Below are 3,672 nucleotides of genomic sequence, written 5' to 3'. Positions count from 1 at the left end.
TGAAGACTCAAGGCGCCAAGCAGGCGGTGTTCTCACGCGGCCCCGGCGACGCGCCGGTCATGGTCATCGGCGAAGGCCCCGGGGCCGAAGAGGACGCCCGCGGCCAGCCCTTCGTCGGCCGGGCCGGCCAACTGCTCGATCGCATGCTCAAGGCCGCCGGCCTGCAGGACCGCGCCTTCATCACCAACACCGTCTTCTGGCGCCCGCCGGGCAACCGCACGCCCACGCCTCAGGAGCAGGCCGTCTGCGCCCCGTTCGTCGAGCGAGCGATCGCCCTGGTCAAACCCAAGCTTGTTCTCCTGGTCGGCGGCGCCTCCGCAAAGAGCATTTTGCGTCGTGAGGAAGGCATTTTGTCGCTTCGCGGCCGCTGGTTCGAGTGGCGCTCCGAGGACGGTTCGATCGAGGTTCCGGCCTTGCCCAGCCTGCATCCGGCCTTCCTGCTGCGCCAGCCGGCGGCCAAGAAGAAGGCCTGGCAGGACCTGCTGATGCTGGCCGAAAGACTTGATCGGCCGGAAAGGCCCCATTAAACAAGCCGCTGACCAGTCGGAACGGGGACGCGCGCCGCCTTGCAAAGGCCTTGCGCGGATACGATTTGCAGCTTTTCGCTCGCCCTCTGGCCGTTGTCTCGGCCCTCGCGCTTTGCCTGAACCTCGCCGCGCCCGCGGTGCGGGCCGCGGGGCTCGAACCTCTGTCCGACAGCGACCAGCGCTTCTACCAGGCCGCCTTCACGGCGGCCGACCGCGGTGATTTCGACGCCGCCGAAGCCGCCTTCGCCAACACCCGCGACCGCAGCCTGATCGGCAAGCTGTCGCTGACCCGGCTGATGCACCCGACGGCCTACACGGCCAGCTATGACGACCTGACCGGCTGGCTGAAGCTCTATGGCGACGAGGCCGGCGCCGATCGCGTCTACGCCCTGGCGCTGAAGCGCAAGCCCGCCCGCTCGCCCGAGCCCAAGGCCCCCGAACTGTTCGTCGAAGTGGCCCAAGGCGTGCGCAGCGCCGGCCCGGCCGACAAGGGCCGCGCAGCCCGCGAAGCCTATTATTCCGGCGACGTGAAGGCCGCCCTGAAGCTGGCCAAACTGGCCAACGAGCGCTGGATCGCGGGCCTGGCCGCCTTCCGCCTGGAATCCTACGCCGAGGCGCGCGGCTATTTCGAGCAGGTGGCCCACGACGAGGGCCAGGACGACTGGCTGCGCGCCGCCGGCGCCTTCTGGGCCGCCCGGTCGGCCAGCATGGCCGGCGACAGGACGGCCGTCCGCGACCTGCTGAACCAGGCCGCCCAGGCGCCGCAGACCTTCTACGGCATGATCGCCGCCCGCCAGCTGTCCATGGCCGGCGTGGCCGTGGCCAACGATCCGGACGACCCGATCGCCGCCCTGATCACCCGCGTCTCCTACAGCGGCCCCGATCCGGCCTCGCTGAACAAGCTGCTGGCCTCCGACCTGCGCGCCCGCCGCGCCGCCTCGCTGGCCCAGCTGGGCCGCTGGACCGAGGCCGGCGCCGAGCTGCGGGCCGGCCTGTCGCTGGCGAGCGACGACAAGGCCCGCGCCGACTGGAGCGCCCTGACGCTAGCCCTCAACGCCCGCGCGCCGTTCAACGCCGGCCGTCCGGTCAAGAAGATCGGCGGCGAGGACTATCCCCTGCCCGAGCTGGCCCCCAAGGGCGGCTTCACGATCAGCAAGGCCCTGGTCTACGCCCTGGTGCGCCAGGAAAGCCGCTTCGACCCGATGGCCGTCTCCGGCGCCGGCGCCGTGGGCCTGATGCAGCTGATGCCGGTGGCCGCCGCCCGCGCCGCCGGCGACGACAAGCTGCTGGCCGACAACACCCCGCTGTTCGACCCGGCCTTCAACCTGCGGGTCGGCCAGGACTACTTCACCTGGCTGATGGACCGCGGCCTGCAGAGCCCCGACATCCTGCGCGCCGTGGCCGCCTACAACGGCGGTCCGGGCACCCTGCTGAAGGTGCAGCAGCAGCTGGGCCAGGACTGCGACAGCCTGCTGCTGATCGAAAGCCTGCCGGCCCAGGAGACCCGCAACTACGTCGAGAAGGTCATGGCCTCGTACTGGACCTACCGCCGCCTGCTCGGCGCGGAGACCAAGACGCTGGACGCCGTGGCCAGCGGCCAGCGGGTGATCGATTTCAGGTTGGATATGTAGATCAAGACCCTCCCCCAAAAGGGGGAGGTGTCGGCGAAGCCGACGGAGGGGGACGTGGCTGCTGAACCAGCGACCACCTCGGCCTCCTCAGAAACTTCCCCCTCCGGCCCTTCGGGCCACCTCCCCCTTCTGGGGGAGGATCTTGTCACCCCGCTTCCCCCGTCAGCTCCCGCCGCGCCTTCTCCAACTCCTCGGCGTAGCGCCGCGTCGCATAGGCCTCCGACAGCACGCCCAGCACGTTCTTCTTGTCGTCGATCACCGCCAGTTCGTCGGTCTCGCCGTGGTCGAAGGCGCGCATGACGTCCTTGATGGTCTGGTCGGGCTTCAGGACCGTGTCGGCGTTGATCGCCAGGCTGGCCACGGGCTTCTCGCCGTCGCCGCCGTCGACATAGGCCTTGGCGGTCGGGATCACCCCGGCATAGAGCCCCGTCTCGTCGACCATGATCACCCGCTTGGTCGAGCCCAGCGGAAAGCGGCGGCGGAACTCGGCCAGGGTTGTCGAGGCCGGCACCGTCTGGACGTCCTTGCGCATCATCCGCCCGGCGCTCAGCGGCCGCATCCACGAGACGTCGTGGGCGCTGCGGATGGTCTCGCCGCGCAGGTGCAGGCGCCAGGTCGAGAACGAATAGCCGAAGGTCTCGCGCACCATGGCGCTGGCGATCATCGAGGCCACCAGGGCCGCGGCCGCCACGGTGAAGTCGCCGGTCGCCTCCAGCACCAGGAACGACATGGTGAAGGGCCCGCCGACCACGGCCACGCCCAGCGCCGCCATGCCGACCAGGGCCGCGACGGTGGGATCCAGGCTCGGCGCCCAGGGGATCAGCAGCGACAGCGCCGAGAACACCTGGCCGATCAGCGCCCCCAGGAACAGCGAGGCGAAGAACAGGCCGCCCCGAAACCCGAAGCTCAGCGAGATCACCGAGGCCAGCGCCTTCATCGCCAGCAGCAGCACCAGCATCTTCAGCGGCAGTTCCGTCATCAGGTTGAGATGCAGCGCCCCGTGCCCCGCCGACAGGGTCTGGGGCGTGACCAGGGCAAGGGCGGCGAGCCCGACGCCGCCGATCGCCGGCCGCAGCCAGCGCGGGATCGGCGAGCGCGTCACCAGCCGCTCGGCGTTGGCGACAAGCCGCATCAGGGCGATGCCCAGCACCGCGCTGATCAGGCCCAGCAGGGCGTAGAGGCCATAGTCGGTCCACGACTGCACGGCCTGGGTGTCGGTCTTCAACAGATAGGGGATCGCGCCCATCTTGCCGGCCACCAGCACGGCGGCCAGGGCGGCGGCGGCCACGGGGGCCAGGTTGGCGACGGTGTAGGCCCCGATGACGATCTCGAAGGCGTAGAAGGCCCCGGTCAGCGGCGCCCCGAACGCCGCGGCGATCGCCGCGCCCGCCCCGGCCCCCACCAGGGTGCGCATGTCGGCCCGGCGCAGGTTCAGCCGCTGGCCGGCGAACGAGGCCGCCGCCGCGCCCGCCTGGGCATAGGCCGCCTCCAGCCCCACCGAGGCCCCCACCCCG

3 protein-coding genes are annotated in these 3,672 nt (G+C 70.9%); 2 read left to right on the top strand and 1 reads right to left on the bottom strand.

The annotated features are described in order from the left end of the window. Both DMC18_RS16090 and DMC18_RS16085 read left to right on the top strand, forming a co-directional pair. Positions 1-527: uracil-DNA glycosylase (locus tag DMC18_RS16090; protein ID WP_146218094.1), on the top strand; the 527-nt coding region annotated here is incomplete at its 5' end. A 65-nt stretch (positions 528-592) separates the two neighbouring features. Beyond that, positions 593-2,158 (top strand): lytic transglycosylase domain-containing protein, encoded by a 1,566-nt coding sequence (locus tag DMC18_RS16085; RefSeq protein WP_110133094.1) that lies wholly within the window; start codon positions 593-595, stop codon positions 2,156-2,158. 145 nt (positions 2,159-2,303) lie between these two features. On the opposite strand, the gene DMC18_RS16080 is transcribed toward DMC18_RS16085, so the two are convergent. Continuing rightward, positions 2,304-3,672: chloride channel protein (locus tag DMC18_RS16080; RefSeq protein WP_110133093.1), on the bottom strand; the 1,369-nt coding region annotated here is incomplete at its 5' end.

The organism is Caulobacter sp. D5 (assembly GCF_003185805.1).
Classification (GTDB): Bacteria; Pseudomonadota; Alphaproteobacteria; order Caulobacterales; family Caulobacteraceae; genus Caulobacter.
This window is presented reverse-complemented; position numbering and strand designations above follow the sequence as displayed.